The 14,050-nt window shown below is 66.1% G+C and carries 13 protein-coding genes; 8 read left to right on the forward strand and 5 right to left on the reverse strand.

The genetic code is table 11. The features are described 5' to 3' along the window. Window positions 1–15 precede the first annotated feature (15 nt). Window positions 16–1,515 (reverse strand): YncE family protein, encoded by a 1,500-nt coding sequence (locus SLQ31_RS14230; RefSeq protein WP_319433618.1) that lies wholly within the window; start codon window positions 1,513–1,515, stop codon window positions 16–18. A gap of 632 nt (window positions 1,516–2,147) precedes the next feature. On the opposite strand from SLQ31_RS14230, the gene SLQ31_RS14235 reads away from it, so the two are divergent. From SLQ31_RS14235 to SLQ31_RS14245, 3 genes are read left to right on the forward strand one after another with little or no spacing between them, the layout of a single operon-like run. After that, entirely contained in the window at window positions 2,148–2,510 is a 363-nt protein-coding gene (locus SLQ31_RS14235; protein WP_319433620.1) for a metalloregulator ArsR/SmtB family transcription factor, read from the forward strand. Next, complete coding sequence (locus SLQ31_RS14240; protein ID WP_319433622.1) at window positions 2,510–3,430, forward strand: cation diffusion facilitator family transporter; 921 nt, start codon at window positions 2,510–2,512, stop codon at window positions 3,428–3,430. The genes SLQ31_RS14235 and SLQ31_RS14240 overlap by 1 nt, the downstream gene beginning before the upstream one ends. A 23-nt stretch (window positions 3,431–3,453) precedes the next feature. Next, window positions 3,454–4,455, forward strand: coding sequence for a Gfo/Idh/MocA family oxidoreductase (locus tag SLQ31_RS14245; protein WP_319433624.1), 1,002 nt, complete (start codon window positions 3,454–3,456; stop codon window positions 4,453–4,455). On the opposite strand, the gene SLQ31_RS14250 is transcribed toward SLQ31_RS14245, so the two are convergent. Then, complete coding sequence (locus SLQ31_RS14250) at window positions 4,452–5,132, reverse strand: hypothetical protein (protein ID WP_319433626.1); 681 nt, start codon at window positions 5,130–5,132, stop codon at window positions 4,452–4,454. The genes SLQ31_RS14245 and SLQ31_RS14250 overlap by 4 nt on opposite strands. Before the next feature lie 76 nt (window positions 5,133–5,208). Between SLQ31_RS14250 and SLQ31_RS14255 the strand changes: the two genes are divergently transcribed. Both SLQ31_RS14255 and SLQ31_RS14260 read left to right on the forward strand, forming a co-directional pair. After that, the gene (locus SLQ31_RS14255; RefSeq protein ID WP_319433628.1) at window positions 5,209–6,729 is read left to right on the forward strand and encodes a carboxylesterase/lipase family protein; all 1,521 of its coding nucleotides are present in this window, start codon (window positions 5,209–5,211) and stop codon (window positions 6,727–6,729) included. A gap of 82 nt (window positions 6,730–6,811) precedes the next feature. Continuing rightward, entirely contained in the window at window positions 6,812–8,797 is a 1,986-nt protein-coding gene (locus SLQ31_RS14260; RefSeq protein ID WP_319433630.1) for a phosphotransferase, read from the forward strand. 10 nt (window positions 8,798–8,807) lie between these two features. On the opposite strand, the gene SLQ31_RS14265 is transcribed toward SLQ31_RS14260, so the two are convergent. Further along, window positions 8,808–9,695, reverse strand: coding sequence for an SCO6745 family protein (locus tag SLQ31_RS14265; RefSeq protein WP_319433632.1), 888 nt, complete (start codon window positions 9,693–9,695; stop codon window positions 8,808–8,810). 106 nt (window positions 9,696–9,801) lie between these two features. On the opposite strand from SLQ31_RS14265, the gene SLQ31_RS14270 reads away from it, so the two are divergent. Continuing rightward, the gene (locus tag SLQ31_RS14270) at window positions 9,802–10,554 is read left to right on the forward strand and encodes a DUF4333 domain-containing protein (RefSeq protein WP_319433634.1); all 753 of its coding nucleotides are present in this window, start codon (window positions 9,802–9,804) and stop codon (window positions 10,552–10,554) included. 2 nt (window positions 10,555–10,556) lie between these two features. Here the strand turns inward: SLQ31_RS14270 and SLQ31_RS14275 are convergent, their stop codons facing one another. Next, window positions 10,557–11,261, reverse strand: coding sequence for a FadR/GntR family transcriptional regulator (locus tag SLQ31_RS14275; RefSeq protein WP_413642294.1), 705 nt, complete (start codon window positions 11,259–11,261; stop codon window positions 10,557–10,559). 139 nt (window positions 11,262–11,400) lie between these two features. On the opposite strand from SLQ31_RS14275, the gene SLQ31_RS14280 reads away from it, so the two are divergent. Together SLQ31_RS14280 and SLQ31_RS14285 are read left to right on the forward strand one after the other, a co-directional pair. After that, window positions 11,401–11,904 carry a gluconokinase gene (locus SLQ31_RS14280; protein ID WP_319434652.1) on the forward strand — a complete coding sequence of 168 codons (504 nt, stop codon included), beginning with the start codon at window positions 11,401–11,403 and terminating at the stop codon, window positions 11,902–11,904. Continuing rightward, window positions 11,901–13,328 carry a gluconate:H+ symporter gene (locus SLQ31_RS14285; protein ID WP_319433638.1) on the forward strand — a complete coding sequence of 476 codons (1,428 nt, stop codon included), beginning with the start codon at window positions 11,901–11,903 and terminating at the stop codon, window positions 13,326–13,328. Before SLQ31_RS14280 ends, SLQ31_RS14285 begins: the two co-directional genes overlap by 4 nt. A gap of 9 nt (window positions 13,329–13,337) precedes the next feature. Here the strand turns inward: SLQ31_RS14285 and SLQ31_RS14290 are convergent, their stop codons facing one another. Continuing rightward, entirely contained in the window at window positions 13,338–14,000 is a 663-nt protein-coding gene (locus tag SLQ31_RS14290; protein WP_319433640.1) for an RDD family protein, read from the reverse strand. Between the last annotated feature and the right edge of the window lie 50 nt (window positions 14,001–14,050).

The following is a 14,050-nucleotide window of genomic DNA, read 5'->3' on the forward strand; positions in this document are numbered from 1 at the left end:
CGGACCTCGGTCTGGCTACCTGAAGATGCCGAACACCCCGCCGACCGACCCGACCACGGCCGCACCGAGGTGACCGAAAACCGTCATCCCGGCCTTGACGGTTTCCACCAGTGTTTCCCCAGGGTGGGTGGCCGCGTATCTCAACGTTCCGTCGGGGTCACTCCAGTCGGTGTGCGCAGCGAGATTGACGGTATAGGACGACGTGGTTACCGCCGCACCCACGAGATACAGCAGCGGATTACCGCCCTTGGCTGCTGCTGCCATGATCGTGTTTCCGGCCCCTTCTAGCCCCGACAGTGCCAAGTCCCAGACATCCACGTTGTACCCGGAGACGACGGCGCCAAGAAAGTTGATCACCGTCGATAGCGTCTTCACCCCGAGAATGCTCGACAGGTCCGACAGGTTGGTGATGAGCGTCTTGAGCGATTGGCCTTTGAGAATGGCATTGAGCTTGGTAATGAAGGGATTTGCCGATTCATACGTCATCAAAGGAAGCCCGGACGCCCCGGTATCGATCACCGAAACCGTGTCGTCGTCCCAATTTGCGACGTACACACGACCGTCACCCGGGTTGACCACCACACCGAACGGTCCGCGCCCGACGGCGATGGGATCACCGAGCACCGCGCCGGTCGCCGTGTCGATCACGGAAACCGTGCCGTCGCCGGTATTCGCAACGTAGACGCGGCTGCCATCCGTGCTGACGGCCACACCGGACGGTTCGTAACCAACCGGGAAATACGCCACCACGGTGCGGGCGGTCGGGTCGATCACCATCACGTGGCGGGCACCCAAAACCGTGACGTACACGCGTTTACCGTCCGGGCTGACTGCCACACCGCGACCAGCGGGGTTGCCGTAACTTTCCACCATCATGCTGGTGCCCGTGTCGACCACCGAAAGGCCATCGCCACCCATCGACGTGACGTAGATGCGCCCGCCATCTGGGCTCACCGCCACACCGAAGGGATAGTCGCCCACAGCGATTGGATCACCGACGACAGTGTTGGTGGTCGCGTCGATCACCGAGACCGTGTCGCTGCCCCAATTCGCGACGTAGACGCGTGTGCCATCTGGGCTGACTCCCAAACCGGCGGGAGCGTAGCCGACGGCGATGGGTTCGCCGACCACGGTGTTGGTGGTCGCGTTGATCACCGAGACCGTGCCGTCGCCCCAATTCGTGACGTAGACGCGTTTGCCGTCTGGGCTGACTGCCACACCGGATGGTTCGTCGCCCACAGCGATTGGATCACCGACGACAGTGTTGGTGGTCGTGTCGATCACCGAGACGGTGCCGTCGGCCCGATTCGTGACGTAGACGCGTTTGCCGTCTGGGTTGACCGCCACGCTGGATGGTTCGTCGCCGACGGTGATGGGATTGCCGACCACGGTGCTGGTCGCCAATGTCGTCGGGGTACGGGCGCTGTGCGCGGACTGCCGCACGGATGCCGCCAGCACCAACAACGCTGACGCCTGCTTGGGTGCCGCGGGGTTGGGGGCGGGTTGAGGATCCATCGTCTGCACACCTGACGGAGCAACCACGGTCAGGGTCGCGTGCTCGGTCAGAGCCTGAACGGACTCGGCGGCACTGGGCGCGAATGTCGACTGTCTCGAAGCGAGCCTCTGCGTCGGACCACCCGTCGAGGGTTCAGATGACCTTGTGGTGCGGGCGGCAAAGTAGGAATCCCTATGTTTCCCAAGAGGATTCGGCCTTGGTTCGGCTGGTGCGCTCACTACTCCGGCGCCTCGGCGGGAAGCACCGCCGCCGGGCTCCGACGCTTTCCCGCGGTGGGTATCGCCTGGACCTGCATTGCTGGCTGAACCTCTGGAGCTAGGGGAATCCTCCGCGTGAGCGACTCCGGTCCCGCCGGCCAGCGCCACCCCCAACCCCAAAGTGACCGCACCCGCACCGAGCCACTTGTACGGGTCGCGCAATGGCCGACGCGGCTCCTCGCCCCGACCCCTCGACGCCCGCATCTGGCCATTCGGCCGATGTTTGCCCACCCCGGCATCCCCTTTGCAGTCCACCCTGCTACGACGCTGTCAATGCGCTGTGAAACCGCTGAGCGCAGCGTAACTGTATATCAGCAAGCGAATTTATCTGCTCCCGAATGCAGCGCGTTCGTAACCTCCGCTATTATCTGCGTATGAATGCAGATAAGCAGCTGGCTGACGACCACGCTCTTCTGGTCGTGGAGGTCTTCCGGATGCTGGCCGACGCCACCCGCGTGCAGCTGCTCTGGGCGCTGATCGACGGCGAACTCAGCGTCAACGATCTCGCCGAATGCGTTGGCAAGCCACCGCCGTCGGTGTCTCAGCACCTGGCCAAGCTAAGGATGGCCCGGCTGGTGCGCACCCGCCGCGAGGGCACCCAGGTCTTCTATCGGCTAGAGAACGATCACGTCCGCCAACTCGTCGCCGATGCGGTCTACAACGCCGAGCATGCCGCCGGCGGGACTCCCGCCCATCATCGCGGTGTCCGCGAACTGTCGGCCCGGGGGAGCGCCTGATGGGTCACGCGCACGATCACAGCCACGACCATGCCGGCCGCGTCGACGATGCGCTGCGTGACAGCGCGGCAGGCATCCGGGCCGTCAAGATCAGCCTGCTCGCACTCGGCATCACCGCGACGATCCAGGTGGCGATCGTCGTCGTATCGGGATCCGTTGCGCTGCTGGCCGATACGATCCACAATTTCTCCGACGCGCTGACCGCGATCCCGCTCTGGATCGCCTTCTCGCTGAGCCGGCGCAGTGCGTCACGTCGCTACACCTACGGTCTTGGCCGTGCCGAAGACCTGGCCGGTTTGTTCGTCGTCGGCGCCATCGCCGTCTCTGCTGTGGTCGCCGCGGTTCAGGCCATCGACCGGCTGATCCACCCTGCACCGATGTCGCACCTCGGCTGGGTGGCCGCAGCCGGACTTGCGGGATTCATCGGCAACGAGATCGTCGCCGTGTACCGGATGCGGGTCGGCAAGCGGATCGGGTCGGCGGCGCTGCGTGCCGACGGGATGCATGCCCGTGCAGACGGTTTGACCTCGTTGGCCGTGGTGCTCGGGGCAATCGGAGTGGCACTTGGCTTTCCGGCGGCCGACCCGATCATCGGCCTGCTCATCGCCGCGGCGATCCTGTTCGTGATGGTCGTCGCGGCGCGTGACGTGTTCGCGCGGCTGCTCGACAGCGTCGATCCCGAGCTGGTCGACGTCGCGTACCACACGCTGGGTGACCAACCAGGAGTCCTTGGTGTGCAACGTGTTCGGATGCGTTGGGTAGGACTACGGCTCGATGCTGACGTCGAACTCGACGTCGACCCGCAGCTGAGCCTTCGTCAGGCGCACGACCTGGCTCATCACGCCGAGCACGCGCTCACCCACGCCATCCCTAAACTGGACACCGCCGTCGTGCATGCCTACCCCGCGCACACGCACTAGGTCCACGCCATAGAGTCCACCCCATGACGGGAACCGAGACCTCGGGTGTGCGGATAGGGATATTGGGCGCGGCGCACATCGCGCCGATGGCCCTGATCAATCCCGCCAAACAGAACACCGAGGTGGTCGTCGGTGCGGTCGCGGCGCGTAATCCTCAGCGTGCGCGGGCCTTTGCCAAAAAACACGGCATTGCCACGGTGCACGACAGCTACGAGGCGCTGCTCGCCAACCCCGATATCGATGCCATTTACAACCCGCTGCCGAACGCGCTGCACGGCCGCTGGACACGGGCGGCGTTGGCTGCCGGCAAGCACGTGCTGTGTGAGAAGCCGCTGACGGCCAACGCAGCCGAGGCTCGCGAAATCGCTGCGCTGGCAGAAGAATCGGGACTGGTCGTGATGGAGGCCTTCCATTATCGCTATCACCCGCTGACATTGCGGATCGAGGAGATCATCGCCTCGGGGGAGCTGGGCACTCTGACTCGGGTGGAAGCCACCCTGTGCTATCCGCTGCCCAAGTTCTCCGATATCCGCTACGACTACGCACTGGGCGGGGGAGCGATGATGGATGCCGGTTGTTATACGGTGCACATGGCCCGGACGTTCGGTGGGGAGCCGCCGGAAGTCGTTTCGGCACAGGCGAAACTGCATGACCCGCGAATCGACCGCGCCATGACCGCGGAGCTGCGATTCCCCAGCGGTCACACCGGTGGAGTCCATTGTTCGATCTGGTCGTCGGACGTGCTGAGGATGAGCGCCCGGGTGATCGGCGAGCGCGGACACCTGCACGCGATCAATCCGCCGATGCCGCAACTGGGACACTGGCTCTCGGTGCGCGCCAACGGCGCTAGGCGAGCCGAACGATTCGGCCGCCGCACGTCCTACGCCTACCAGCTCGATGCTTTCGCGGCCGCGGTGCTGCGCAAGGGGCCGGTGAAGACGCCACCGCAAGACGCCATCGAGAACATGGCGGTCATCGACGCCATCTACCGCGCCGCCGGCCTTCCGCTGCGGGAGCCTGCCTAGCAGATGTACTGGATACCGATTCCCGGCGGCGGCGTCACCGAACGCGCGCAGGCGTAGGCGTCGACGCCGTCGGCGGACAACCGCACCGCTGATTGCTTGGCGTAGTTCACGCAGAACAACGCGCTCGCATCGGTTCGGCACCGATAGTCACCGAACGACAGTGAAGTGTCCAAGGGCAATTCGCGGCCCTGCCCGTTCGCGAAGCGCCCCGGGTCGCCGTGCGCCGAACCGACCTGAACGCTGCCACCGTCGAAGTCGACCCAGCCGCCCTTCCACTGGCCGTAGACATCCTGCGGCCGCGGCGGAGGATTGGTGAACTCCACCAAGCAGGCCAGCGCCGGGGAACCGTGCTTGGCATCGGTCATGCAGGTCGTGCCGACCGGCGTCGTGAACGCGATGTCATCGCCGAGATCGGTCGTGACCGAGCCGCGCAACGCAATGTGGTACTGAGCGGCATCGATCGGAGGCCCTCCTTCGATCCACTTGATCGCCTCCGCGATCGGCACTCCGCCCGCCGGCGCCGGTGTCGACGAGGTCGCGGGCGGCGTCGACGACGCTGACGTGCTCGCGCGCGACTGGGTGATCGGGGTCAGTTGGGTCTGCTTCGCCTGGCCGCCTGTGGCCCCGGAGCAGCCCGCGACCAGCAGCAACGCGCTGAGCAATACGGCAATCCGCATCACGACAGGCTAGCGGCACCGAGACGTCCCGCTTGTCAGGCACGTCGAGCGGGCAGATGTTCGCTACCGTCGTGTGATGCACGAACACACCGTCCGCGCCACCACCGGCAGCGGCGTCGTCGAGGGCTTCACCCGAAACGGGGTGAACAGGTGGCGTTCGATTCCCTACGCCCGCCCTCCGGTCGCGGCCCTGCGGTTCCGCGCGCCGCAGCCCCCTCAGCCCTGGCGCGGCGTCCGGTACTGCCATGGTTTCGCCAACTGTGCCCCTCAGCAGCGGCGCTACACGATGTTGGGCGTGGGCAAGTACCAGCCGATGGGCGAGGACTGCCTGACGCTCAACGTCGTCACCCCGCAGTGGGCGGGTGCCGAGCCGGATCACGAGCCGCTGCCGGTCATGTTCTTCATCCACGGCGGCGGCTACCTGATGGGCAGCTCGGCCACCCCGCTGTATGACGGCGCCGCGCTGGCCCGCCGTGGCTGCGTCTATGTGTCGGTGAACTATCGGCTTGGCGCGCTGGGCTGCGTGGATCTCTCGGCGCTGTCGACGCCAGACACCCCGATCGACAGCAACCTGTTCCTGCGCGACCTCGTCATGGCCCTGCGTTGGGTGCGCGACAACGTCGGCGCCTTCGGCGGTGACCCCGGCAATGTGACGATCTTCGGCGAGAGCGCGGGCGCGCACGCGGTCGCGACCTTGCTGGCCGTACCGGACGCCGAAGGGCTTTTCGCCCAAGCCATTTCCGAAAGCCCGGCCTCGGGATTGGTCAGTGGCCCGGAGACGGCCGCCAAGATCGCCGGAAAGTTCGCCGCCCTGCTCGGGGCCGGTGCCGACGACGGCGCCGAAACGGTGATGCGGGCCCGGCCCAGGGACCTCGTCGACGCGCTCGACACCCTGCTTGTCCGCAGCCTGGACGATATGGATGGCGCGTTTTCCCTTGGCCCGACCTTCGGTGACGACGTCCTGCCCGACGACCCGGTCGCCGCGATGCGCAGGGGCGCCGCGCACAAGGTACCGCTGATCGTCGGCACCAACGCCGACGAGGGAAAGCTGTTCACCCGATTCATGAAGCTGCTGCCGACCACCGAGCCCGCGATCGAACGGCTGCTGTCGACTGCCGATCCGCAAGCGCGAGAACGGATCACCGCCGCTTACCCGGGCTACCCACGGCCGGCGGCCTGCGTCGCGCTCGGCGGTGACTTCGCTTTCGGGACGGCCGCCTGGCAGATCGCCGAGGCGCACAGTCTCCACGCGCCGACCTACGTATATCGCTACGACTACGCCCCGCGGACCCTGCACTGGTCAGGCCTCGGCGCCACCCACGCGACCGAGCTGCTGGCCGTTTTCGACATCTACCGCACCCGATTCGGGTCGGCGCTGACCGCGGCCATGGACCGGCGCTCGGCGCTGAGGGTCAGCCGCGACGTGCAGACCCGCTGGCGCAGTTTCAGCCGCACCGGCGTGCCGGGCGACGACTGGCCGCGCTACACCGATCCGGAACGCCCGGTGCTGGTGTTCGATCGGCGGACCCGGGTCGAACATGACCCGAACGCCCTTCGCCGCACGGCGTGGGAAGGCTTTTCGCTCGCCAGCCGCTAGCCTGACCAGGCTCAATTGACACCCGTCAAGAAATGGCTGGAAAACCTTTCGTCCGGCCGCCGATCTGACTTAGGTTGGTCGCGTGCAGACCAACGACATCGTCATCGAGCGCCCGAGTGACCTGACCGCAGATTGGCTGGCCGCGGCCCTCGGGGTTCCGGTGACCGGATTCACCGTCGACCGCATCGGTACCGGCCAGATGAGCGAGTGTTATCGGATCGGACTGACCTACGGCGACGGCACCGGCGGTCCCGACTCGGTGGTCCTCAAGGTCGCTGCCACCGATCCGATGAGCAGGCAGACCGGTCTCGCACTGGGGCTCTACGAGCGGGAGGTGAAGTTCTACTCGGACGTGGCGCCACGCCTGGGCGGCCCGGTCGCCGAGTGCTATCACACCGCGTACGACCCCGAGACGGGCATTTTCGCGCTGTTGCTCGACGATGCCGTGCCCGCCGAGGTCGGCGATGAAATCCGTGGTGCCACAATCGATGACGCGGTGCTGGCGCTGACCGCGCTGGGCCGCTTGCACGCCCCGGTGATCGGTAGCGAGAGCCTGGCCGATGCGGAGTGGCTCACCCGTGCGGCACCGCTGAACCAGGCCTTGGTCGGTCAGCTCTATGCCGGCTTCGCTGACCGCTATGGCGATTCGATGACCCCGGATCAGCGGCTGGTGTGTGAACGACTGGTGGCGAGTTTCGACGCCTACCTGGCCGCCGAGTCGGAGTCCGACCGAATCAAGGGCCTGGTGCACGGCGACTACCGGCTGGACAACATGCTGTTCGGCCGCCCCGGGTCCCGGCGCGACCTCACCGTGGTGGACTGGCAGACCGTGACGTGGGGCCCGGCGATGACCGATGTCGCCTATTTCATCGGCTGTGCGGTCGCCATCGAGGACCGTCGCACTCACTACGACGAGCTCTTGCGCGCGTATCACCAAGGGCTTGGCCCTGATTCGCCGGTGACTCTCGACGATGTGCGCGACGGGGTGCGGCACCAGAGCTTCGCCGGCGTGATGATGGCGGTGGTCTCGTCGATGCTCGTCGAGCGCACCGACCGTGGCGATCAGATGTTCTTGACCATGCTCGACCGGCACACCACTCACGTGCTCGACACCGGTGCGCTCGACATCTTGCCCGAGGGAGAGGTTCCGCAGGCGCTGACACCCGACCCGGCCGACGAGGGAGCGCATGAGCCGGGTGACGAACCGCTCTGGAACGAGAGCTGGTACTGGGATTTTGCCGACCCATCGCAAGGTGTCGGCGGCTGGATCCGGCTCGGCCTGGTGCCCAATCAGAACGTCGCGTGGATCAACGCCCTGGTGTGCGGCCCGGACATGCCGACCGTCGCGCTGGTGAATTTCGAGGCGCCGCTGCCCGCCGATCCCGCGGTCGCCAAGGCCGACGGCGCCGAACTGCGCCACGGTGCGATCACTCCGCTGCAGTCCTATCGCGTCGAAGTTCGCGGTACCGCACAGGAATACGACGATCCGTCGGATCTGTTGCTCGACGAGCCGGGCCGGCCGGTGGACCTGGAGATGGACCTGACCTGGACGTCGGTGGGCATCCCGTACGCGTACCGCATCACCACGCGTTACGAAATCCCGTGCACCATCACCGGAAGCGTCACGATCGCCGGGCGTGTCTACGAGTTCGAGGCGGTCCCGGGCCAGCGGGACCACTCCTATGGTGTCCGTGACTGGTGGAGCATGGACTGGGTGTGGAGCGCGCTGCACCTCGAGGACGGGACACACCTCCACGGTGTGGACCTCCGCATCCCGGGCATGGGTCCGATCAGCGTCGGCTACGAGCAGCGCTCCGGCGAGGCTGTCACCGAGACCACGGCCGTCACCGCCGAGGCGACATTCGCCGATGACCACTTACCGGTGACCACCAGCATTGTCTACGAGCCGGGCCCGATTCAGACGACCGTCGACATCCGCGGCCACGCACCCGTTCGGCTGATCGGACCTGAGGGTCAGATCAGCTTGTTCCCGCGGGCCTGGGTCTCCGTCGAGACCGCCGACGGCAGAACTGGCGTCGGCTGGGTGGAGTGGAACCGCAACCTCTGAGGTTCTCCGGTTACAGCCGCGCGGAGTTGTCGTCGAGTTCGTTGCGACGCAAGGCCATCGGGGTGGCCACGGGGAGGTCGCCACCGGCGATGACCTGTCGCGTGATCGGCGTGAGCGACTGGAACAAGCGCTCCACCGCTGCGTCGTCCAAGGCGCTCAACGCGCTCAACGCAATGGTGTCGGTGCGCAGTTCGATGTGATCCTTCAGCGTCCGCCCGGCAGGTGTGAGAGTGCCTGCTGGCGTGAGCAATCCACGTTCGCCGAGGGACTGCACGCATGAATCCCATTCGTCGTCGGAATAGTCACGGGTGCGCTTGATGAAATCGGCCGGTACCGCGCCGGCGGCGACGTGGAAGACATTGGACTCACGGCCGTTGATGCCCTCGCCCACCAGAATCGCCACGTGGCCGTCGCCGCGGTGCTCGCGCAGCAGCGTCGTCGCGTGCCAGAGGCTTGCCAGTGGGGTCTCGGGCCAGGGGAGTGCCAGGTTCGCCGCGAACAGTGGCCGGCCATCCGGCGGTGCGGTGCGGGCTGCCAGGGCCGCGAGTTCAGCGGCCTCGGCCAGACCCGGTGTCTCGTCGCTCAGCCCGTAGCCACGCAGTGCGGCCACTGCGGTGTCCAGCCGCACCTGGACCATGTCGGCCGGCGTGGCGATATCCCAGATCCCGGGCACCGCCTTGTGTACCCGCTCGGCGGAGAAGTTGTAGAACACCGCGGTGACCACGTCGCCCGGCACCGGGCCCAGCGGTGCGGCACGGCCGGCAAAGTACCCGCGCCAGAACCCGACGAATCCCATGGCGTCCAACACGGTTCGCACGCCGGGCGCGAAGTAGGTGATGCCGTGAACCGGTTCATAGCGGTCGAAGAAGCGGCGCGCCAGCTCAGGTGTTCTGCTCACTCTCGTAGTGAACCATCACCGATGAACCCCTGGTGGCGAAGGTCCCTTGGTATCTTGCACGCGGAGTGCGGGAACCCGCAGCGCCGGCACATTCTGGGAGGTCATGATGCTTTCGACAACGGGGCTCCCGCGGCTCGGTGCCGCATTGACGGCGGCGGCCCTAGCCGGCGCGGTGCTGGCCGGTTGCTCGTTTAACGTCAGCACCGGCGTCTCGGTGTCGAAAACCGACCTCGAGAAAGACATCTCGCAGCGGCTGGAAAAGGCCGGGGAGAAGCCGCAGACGGTGACGTGTAAGGACGACCTCAAAGGCGAGGTCGGCAAGACCACCCGCTGCGAGGTGGTGCTCAGCAGCGACAACAGTTTCGAACCCGTCATCACCGTCACCAAGGTCGAGGGCACCACGGTCAGCTACGACATGACGCCGGCGCTGTCGAAGACGCAACTGGAGAAGGGCGTATCCGGTCTCCTGGCCAAGTCCGCCAATGTCGCGGTCGACTCGGTCAACTGTGAGAGCGGCCTGGACGGCAAGGAGGGCACCGAGACCCACTGTGACGTCACGGTCAGCGGCGTCACGACCAAGCGCACTGCCGTCGTCACCAAGGTCGAGGGTCTGATGCTGTACTTCAACGTGCTGCCGATACTGGAGAAGGCTCAGGTCGAGAGCTCGCTGCTGGATCAGCTTGCGACGCAGCTGGGTAGCCGCCCGGATTCCGCGAACTGCACCGGTGACTTGGAGGGCAAGGTGGGCAACTCCGTCACCTGCACGGTGGTGGCCGGCTCGGAGACCCAGGACTTCGCGTTGACCGTTACCGCTGTCAATGGTGACCGGATCGACTTCAACTACAAGCCTGCCGAGTGAGGTCAGGTCGGCCGCGGGGATAGGTCCTCGGCCAGGGCGGCCGCCGCTTCGTCGATGATCGCGCGCATGGCGCGTTCGGCGCCGGCCTCGTCGCGTAATCGGACCGCCCGCGCCACCTCGTCGTGCAGCGCGATCGCAGCCGGGTTGGGCCGGGTCGGCATCATGCCGTGATGGGTTCGCCCGGCGAGCACCTCGGCCACCACGTCGTTGAGCGCACGGAACATCTCATTGCCACTGGCCTCCAACAGTGTCCGATGAAAGACTTTGTCCGCCAACAGGTATGCATCCAAATCGCCCGAGCGACCATGGACCACCATGTCCGATACCGCGGCCGCCATGATTCGACACTGATGCGGGTCGGCACGGCGCGCGGCCAATGCGGCAGCCGCGGGCTCGAAACCGCGCCGCAACTCCGATAACGACATGAGTTGCACGGCACGATCGCCGGCGTCCAGTCGCCAGCGAATCACCCTGGGGTCGAACACGTTCCACTTGACCGCTGGTTGGATCGTGATGCCCACCCGCCGGCGGGGAGCGACCATCCGCATCGACTCCAGCACCCGGATGGCCTCGCGGGCCACCGAACGGGACACGCCGTGGTCGGCACTGACACCGTCGAGCGTCAGCACCTGGCCGGGTTGGTAACGCCCGGAGACGATCGCCTCGCCGAGCGCGGTCAGCACATTGCTGTGCAGTTCGCTCACCATTGGCTCCGATGTCACGGATACATCCTGTCATAGGCATGGCAGGCGGTTTAAAAAACCGATCCATTACGTCAGAGTGTTGCAAAAGTATGATCATTGAGGAATGCTGTGTGGCATGGCCCACAGCAGGGTAGACGCAGGCATGGCCTCACCCATCGTCGTCATGGGGGTGTCCGGCTCGGGGAAATCGACCGTCGGCGCAGCGCTCGCCCAGCGGTTACGCGTCCCCTTCGCCGACGCCGACGACTTCCACCCGCCGGCCAATATCGCCAAGATGACCGACGGCCACGCATTGGATGACGACGACCGCTACCCGTGGCTGGAGGCCATCGGTGCGTGGCTCGCCGACCACCGCGACGGTGGTGTGATGAGCTGCTCGGCACTCAAACGCAAGTACCGCGACCAGCTCGGGCAACACTGTGCCGATGTCAGGTTCCTGCACCTGAGCGGAACCGAGGACGTCATCGCCCGCCGGCAGGCAAGCAGGCCCGGTCATTTCATGCCCGCGGCGTTGCTCACCTCGCAGTTCGACACCCTCGAACCCCTCGACACCGACGAACACGGAATCAGCATCGATGTCGACCAGAGCATCGATGCGATCGTCGACACCTACGTAACCCGGGTTGAAGGAGAAGGACGCCGATGAACCTGAACGCCACCCTGCTGGCCGAAGCGCCCAAGTTAGCGACACCGGTAGCTCCCGGTTGGCAGCTGATCCTGGCGTTCCTCGCGGGCATCGCGGTGATCGTCCTTCTGATCACGCTGGCGCATCTGCACCCGTTCCTGGCGTTGATCTTTGGCGCCTTGACCGTGGGTATCGTCGCCGGCGAGAACCTGGAGAAAGTGCTGAAGTCGTTCTCCGACGGCTTCGGCACCACCGCCGCCGGAGTCGGCATCCTGATCGCACTGGGCGCGATGTTCGCCAAGCTCCTCGCCGATTCGGGTGGCGCTGACGAGATTGTCGACACTATCGTCGGGCACGCCTCGCCGCGGGCCCTGCCATGGGCGATGGCACTGGTGGGCGCCATCATCGGCCTCCCGATGTTCTTCGAGATCGGTCTGGTCCTGCTGATGCCGGTCATCTACCTGGTCTCGCGGCGCTCGCAGCTCTCGCTGATCACGGTCGGAATCCCGGCACTGGCGGGACTTTCCGCAATGCACGGTTTCGTGCCGCCGCACCCGGGGCCGCTGACCGCGATCAGTTTGCTGCACGCCGACCTGGGCTTGACGCTGGCTCTCGGTGTGGCGGTGGCGATTCCGACGATCATCGTGGCCGGACCGTTGTTCGGCAAACTGGCCGGGCGCTGGGTCGTCGTCGAGGCGCCCGACACGTTCGGGTCCGGTTCGGCCGCGCTGGGACCTGAAGGCGAAGTGCTTCCGGACCAGGATCGTGGAGCTCGCCGGCCGTCGTTCGGGGTGACGATGTTCAGCGTGCTGCTGCCCGTCGTGCTGATGCTCGGCAAGGCGCTCGTCGATATCTTCATCGACGACGAGAATCAATGGTTCCGAATCACTTTCGACGTCCTCGGTACGCCGCTGGTGGCGCTGCTGATCGCGGTCATCGTCGGCATCTTCACCCTTGGCGGCGGTTCCGGCATGTCCCGGGCCGCGGTGATGAAATGCGTCGAGTCGGGCCTGCCTCCTGTGGCAGGCATCATCCTGATCGTCGCCGCGGGCGGCGGCTTCAAGCAGGTCCTCGTCGACAGCGGGATCGGCACGCTGCTGGCCGATTGGGCCAAGAGCGCGAACATCTCGGTGATCCTGCTGGCCTGGGTGCTCGCCGTGTTGATCCGGCTGGCGACCGGCTCCGCGACGGTGGCCACCATCACCGCCTCGGCACTGGTGCTCCAGTTGGTGGATGGCCTCAGCAGCGGCCAGGTGTCGCTGGTCGTGCTTGCCGTCGGGGCCGGGTCGCTGTTCTTCTCCCATGTCAACGACGCCGGATTCTGGTTGGTCAACCAGTATTTCCGGATCAGCGTGGGTCAGACCATCAAGACCTGGTCACTGATGGAGACGGTCTTGTCGGTCACAGGTCTGGCCGTCGTGCTGCTGCTCAGTCTCGTGATCTGAGCGCAGCGCTTACCCTTTGACGACCTGTGTGCCGCCGGCCAGTTCGTCGTGCTTGCCCTGCTTGGTCGGGCTGTTGTTGATCGTCACCGCGATGATGATGTAGGCGATCAGCGCCAGCAGGCTACCCAGCCAGGGAATGACCGACAGCAGTGTGAACGAGTTGCGGATTGCTGACTGCTGCAGCGTCGGCTTGGGTGCGCCGCCGGGGCCGTGGACACTGAGACCCAGTATCTTCTTGGCCGGCGTCGCGCCAAGCGTCACCTCGAATGCGACGAAGTAGATGAACGTCAGCAGACCCGAAAACAGGCCTGTGACAAGGATATTGCTCGTCGCGTTGAGAACAAGGGCTAGCAGGAACGCCACGATCGCAACGAGGATCCCGTCGATCAGACGTGCGCCGAAGCGCACCCCCAGTCCGCCGGGCTGGCCACCGGTCGGTACCGGCGGCGGGTAGCCGCCGTACCCCGGCTGGCCGTACGGCTGTGGCGGGGGATAACCGGGCGCACCAGGAGGTGGCGGGGGATAACCGCCGGCCGGACCTGGCGGGGGCGGAGGCGGGTAGCCACCGGCCGGACCTGGCGGTGGTGGCGGATAACCGGGCGGACCCGGCGGCGGAGGGGGATTACCTCCGGGCGGACCGTACGCGTTTGGGTCGTAGTCACCCGTGGTCATAGATCGCTCCTCCCGCTGACGTCAGTCCGGCCAATCTACCCTGGCGGCCG

The sequence above is a fragment of the Mycobacterium sp. RTGN5 genome (assembly GCF_033804465.1).
Taxonomy (GTDB): Bacteria; Actinomycetota; Actinomycetes; order Mycobacteriales; family Mycobacteriaceae; genus Mycobacterium.

What these genes read in the sequence shown, in the direction of transcription:
- SLQ31_RS14275 (WP_413642294.1), bottom strand. Translation starts at nt 11,261, where the DNA reads ATGGTGAGCGAACTGCACAGCAATGTGCTGACCGCGCTCGGCGAGGCG.
- SLQ31_RS14290 (WP_319433640.1), bottom strand. Translation starts at nt 14,000, where the DNA reads ATGACCACGGGTGACTACGACCCAAACGCGTACGGTCCGCCCGGAGGT.
- SLQ31_RS14270 (WP_319433634.1), top strand. Translation starts at nt 9,802, where the DNA reads ATGCTTTCGACAACGGGGCTCCCGCGGCTCGGTGCCGCATTGACGGCG.
- SLQ31_RS14280 (WP_319434652.1), top strand. Translation starts at nt 11,401, where the DNA reads ATGGCCTCACCCATCGTCGTCATGGGGGTGTCCGGCTCGGGGAAATCG.
- SLQ31_RS14285 (WP_319433638.1), top strand. Translation starts at nt 11,901, where the DNA reads ATGAACCTGAACGCCACCCTGCTGGCCGAAGCGCCCAAGTTAGCGACA.
- SLQ31_RS14250 (WP_319433626.1), bottom strand. Translation starts at nt 5,132, where the DNA reads ATGCGGATTGCCGTATTGCTCAGCGCGTTGCTGCTGGTCGCGGGCTGC.
- SLQ31_RS14240 (WP_319433622.1), top strand. Translation starts at nt 2,510, where the DNA reads ATGGGTCACGCGCACGATCACAGCCACGACCATGCCGGCCGCGTCGAC.
- SLQ31_RS14235 (WP_319433620.1), top strand. Translation starts at nt 2,148, where the DNA reads ATGAATGCAGATAAGCAGCTGGCTGACGACCACGCTCTTCTGGTCGTG.
- SLQ31_RS14245 (WP_319433624.1), top strand. Translation starts at nt 3,454, where the DNA reads ATGACGGGAACCGAGACCTCGGGTGTGCGGATAGGGATATTGGGCGCG.
- SLQ31_RS14230 (WP_319433618.1), bottom strand. Translation starts at nt 1,515, where the DNA reads ATGGATCCTCAACCCGCCCCCAACCCCGCGGCACCCAAGCAGGCGTCA.
- SLQ31_RS14255 (WP_319433628.1), top strand. Translation starts at nt 5,209, where the DNA reads ATGCACGAACACACCGTCCGCGCCACCACCGGCAGCGGCGTCGTCGAG.